We start from the raw sequence: 3,727 nt of genomic DNA on the forward strand, positions 1-3,727 counted from the left end.
GATATACGCCCTTTTCCACCAAGTACAAAGTCATAATGGCCACTTAAACGCTCAACGTTTTTAAACAGTACTTCAGGAATTGGCCCTGCAATTGAATCAGTTGTAAGTGAATAAGGCTCTGATTGCGGCTCAAAATAAGTAACTTGGTTGTCAACGCGTACCATTTCTAGGCCCGCGCCATTGAGTACACTTAAGTGTTCTATCTCAATGTCATCTTGTTTTGCATGTAACCAACGGTAGGGTTCCATGGTTTTACCTTTAACAACCACAAACGAGGCGTCAAAGTTACGGGTATGAACGGCATTAGCCATTTTAAGCAGTAAATCTTTGGCAGGATTGGTGTCGCTGGCAAAGGTATTAAAGCTGATTGCCAGCGACAGAATAAAAGTAATTACTTTCATTTAATTAGTTGTTTTCCTCTGGTTTTTTTGCATCCGTTTGCGCAGCCTCTAATGAATGTGCAACACGAGCTTGGCGTTGATGCTCTAAAACAAGTGCGCCAATACGTTGCTGCTGCAATTCACGCAAACCATTTTCTGCGTTTTTAAGCGCGGGCTCCGATGAATAACTCACTGGTGATGCAGTACCTGTAAAAGGTGTTGTTTGCAGCAATGGAATTTCGCTTTGTTGCGCGCCATCGCCCTGTGGCAACATATTTACGCCTACAATAGCAAACATAGCAACACTTGCTGCAATCGCAAGTTGTGCCACTGGCTTGCGCCAATTAAATGCCACAACTTTATTGTTGTTTATAGTATCACTTTGCGGCGCAGATTGCGCTTTAGACTGACTGAAATCTGCATATACTGGTTCGCTTTCGAGTGCTAACGCAACACGCTTGCTAATATCAATATGAATATCGCTGTGATCTTTTTGAGCTCGCATTGCATCACCAATTAACGCATAACGGCCAAAGGTAGCAACGTCTTGCTCTGCAATTTTTGCATCTGCTAGTTGTTGCTCGCCGTCAAGTAATGCAGATAACGATTCGTCATCTAACCTGTTAACGTGTGCTTTTATCATACTAAGACTCGCCTATTAATGGGTTTAATTTGTTATCAATTGCTTCACGGGCACGAAATATACGCGAACGTACCGTCCCGACTGGGCAATCCATTACCACAGCTATTTCTTCATAGCTCATCCCTTCAATTTCTCTGAGGGTGATTGCGGTTTTAAGATCTTCAGGCAAACTATCAATCGTATTAAAAATAACAGCGCGTACTTCTTCGCTCAGCAGTAAATTTTCAGGAGATGCGTTAGAACGCATTGAGTCCGCGCAGTCATAAAATTCGGCATCTTGTGCGTCTATATCACTTGCTGGCGGTTTACGCCCCTGAGCTACTAAATAATTTTTAGCACAATTTACTGCAATACGGTACAACCAAGTATAAAAGGCACTATCGCCCCTGAAGTTAGGAAGCGCACGATAAGCTTTTATAAACGCTTCTTGTGCTACATCTGCAATATCACCCTGATTTGACACATAACGTGAGATCAAACCGGCAATTTTGTTTTGATACTTCTTTACTAATAGGTTGAAGGCGTTTTTATCTCCTTGCTGAACCCTTTTTACTAGCGCTAAATCTTGATCCTGCTCGCTCATTCGAGCCGGTACTCCTGTGTCTAATTTTTGCTTATCATTCATAGTGTCGCCATTGTTCACAGATACTCTGACTCTTACATGAATAAAAAGTTCTGCTTTATATTGTTTTTTTATTAAATAGTCGTAAATAACCGTAGTTAGAGCCAAAATTACTACTTGGTATGATGGCAAATATGATACAACTACCACTATTGAAAACAAACATTGCTCTATATGGGCATTGTAACCGCAAAGTACCTCTGACATGAACCAAAATAAACATCACATTGCAGATGTCGCTATTATCGGTAGCGGCGCAGCGGGCTTATCACTTGCCTTATCTTTAGCTAACTATTGTAACGTTACCGTAATCAGTAAGGGAGCACTCACTGAAGGCTCCACACTCTATGCCCAAGGTGGTATAGCCGCGGTATTTGATAAGAAACATGACAGTATAGAATCACATGTGCAAGACACGCTCGATGCGGGCGGTGGCTTATGCGACAAAGAAGCAGTGCACTATACCGCTAGTAATGCCCACGATTGTTTGCAATGGTTAATTAATCAAGGCGTACCGTTTGATATAGAGCTGGATAGCCATGGTAAAGAGCGTTTTCATTTAACGCGTGAAGGCGGCCACAGCCACCGACGCATTTTACACGCCGCCGACGCTACTGGTAAAGCCGTACAAACTACATTAATCAGCCAAGTTCAAGCCCACAAAAACATCACCCTGTTAGAGCATTACAACGCCATTGATTTAATTACAGATAAAAGCGGCAATAAAGCCAGCTCGCATATAAATGGCATGTATGTATGGAATAAAAACGCCAAAAAAGTAGAAACAATTGCGGCTAAATTTGTTGCTTTAGCTACAGGTGGCGCTAGTAAAGTGTATTTGTATACTTCAAACCCTGATGTCTCCAGTGGTGATGGTATTGCTATGGCATGGCGTGCGGGTTGTAGAGTGGCGAACATGGAATTTAACCAGTTTCATCCAACCAGTTTGTACCACCCTGAATTACAAAACTTTTTAATTACCGAGGCAATGCGTGGTGAAGGCGCTTATTTAAGACGCCCCGACGGCAGCCGATTTATGCATGAGTTTGATGAGCGTGAAGAGCTTGCTCCTCGCGATATTGTTGCTCGCGCTATCGACTTTGAAATGAAACGTTTGGGTGCCAATTGCGTATTTTTAGACATTAGTCACAAAGATAAAGATTTTATTATTGAGCACTTCCCCACTATATATGCAAAGTGTCTAAGTGTCGGGCTCGATATTACCAAAGATCCTATTCCTGTTGTACCTGCAGCGCATTATACCTGTGGTGGAGTAATGACTGACTTTAATGGTAAAACCGATTTAGATAACTTATATGCAGTAGGTGAAGTTGCTTATACCGGCTTACATGGTGCTAATCGTATGGCGAGTAACTCATTACTAGAGTGTATTGTGTTTGCCCATGCGGCTGCAAAAGACATTTTAAGCAAAATTGAACATGCACCAGAGCCCATTAATCTGCCGCATTGGGATGAAAGCCGCGTAGCTAATTCAGATGAAGAAATAGTGATTACTCACAACTGGCATGAACTAAGGTTGTTTATGTGGGACTACGTGGGTATTGTGCGCTCAACTAAACGCTTAGAGCGTGCACTACATAGAGTTGAGTTGTTACAGCAGGAAATACATGACTATTACGCTAACTTTAGAGTTAGTAATAACTTGTTAGAGCTGCGTAATTTGGTACAAGTTGCCGAACTAATTATTCGCAGTGCACTTGAGCGCAAAGAAAGCCGTGGCCTGCACTACACTATTGATTATCCAGAGCAAAACGCTAATCCAACACCTACTATTTTAACTCCACAGCGTTAATTGCATTAAGTGTGGCGCGTTTTAGGCGCGCATAGCTTTGTACATCAACACTATTGGCTGTAATAATCAGCCAATAGTTGTTATTAAAACCCTTAATATAAAGCCAAACACCGTTGCCAATTAAGCGGCTTTTAGCACTTATTTCGCCTTGAATTAACCGTGTGTTATTTTCAAACCTAAACTGCTTTGGGGCTAAAATAATAACGCCTTCAAGTGGCTGTACTGCCTGCATTTTTAGCCATACAAGTATGGCCGCTACAAAGTTAACA

The 3,727-nt window shown here is 41.9% G+C and carries 5 protein-coding genes; 1 reads left to right on the plus strand and 4 read right to left on the minus strand.

Annotation, left to right across the window (positions count from 1 at the left end):
* The 3 genes from ABYB02_RS15500 to rpoE all read right to left on the minus strand — a co-directional run.
* Positions 1 to 401: sigma-E factor regulatory protein RseB domain-containing protein (locus tag ABYB02_RS15500; protein ID WP_372763303.1), on the minus strand; the 401-nt coding region annotated here is incomplete at its 3' end.
* A gap of 4 nt (positions 402 to 405) precedes the next feature.
* Positions 406 to 1,023, minus strand: a complete 618-nt coding sequence (locus ABYB02_RS15505; RefSeq protein WP_192531822.1) for a sigma-E factor negative regulatory protein — start codon at positions 1,021 to 1,023, stop codon at positions 406 to 408.
* Between the two features lies 1 nt (position 1,024).
* Complete coding sequence (gene rpoE / locus ABYB02_RS15510; protein WP_011327422.1) at positions 1,025 to 1,606, minus strand: RNA polymerase sigma factor RpoE; 582 nt, start codon at positions 1,604 to 1,606, stop codon at positions 1,025 to 1,027.
* A gap of 244 nt (positions 1,607 to 1,850) precedes the next feature.
* On the opposite strand from rpoE, the gene nadB reads away from it, so the two are divergent.
* Positions 1,851 to 3,458: an L-aspartate oxidase gene (gene nadB / locus ABYB02_RS15515; RefSeq protein ID WP_011327421.1), complete on the plus strand. Its 1,608-nt coding sequence runs from the start codon at positions 1,851 to 1,853 to the stop codon at positions 3,456 to 3,458.
* Here the strand turns inward: nadB and ABYB02_RS15520 are convergent.
* Positions 3,436 to 3,727 (minus strand): hypothetical protein (locus tag ABYB02_RS15520; RefSeq protein ID WP_372763304.1); only part of this gene is annotated, 292 nt, incomplete at its 5' end. The two genes, nadB and ABYB02_RS15520, sit on opposite strands and share 23 nt — an antisense overlap.

Origin of the sequence: Pseudoalteromonas sp., assembly GCF_041613455.1 — a bacterium.
Lineage (GTDB): Bacteria > Pseudomonadota > Gammaproteobacteria > Enterobacterales > Alteromonadaceae > Pseudoalteromonas.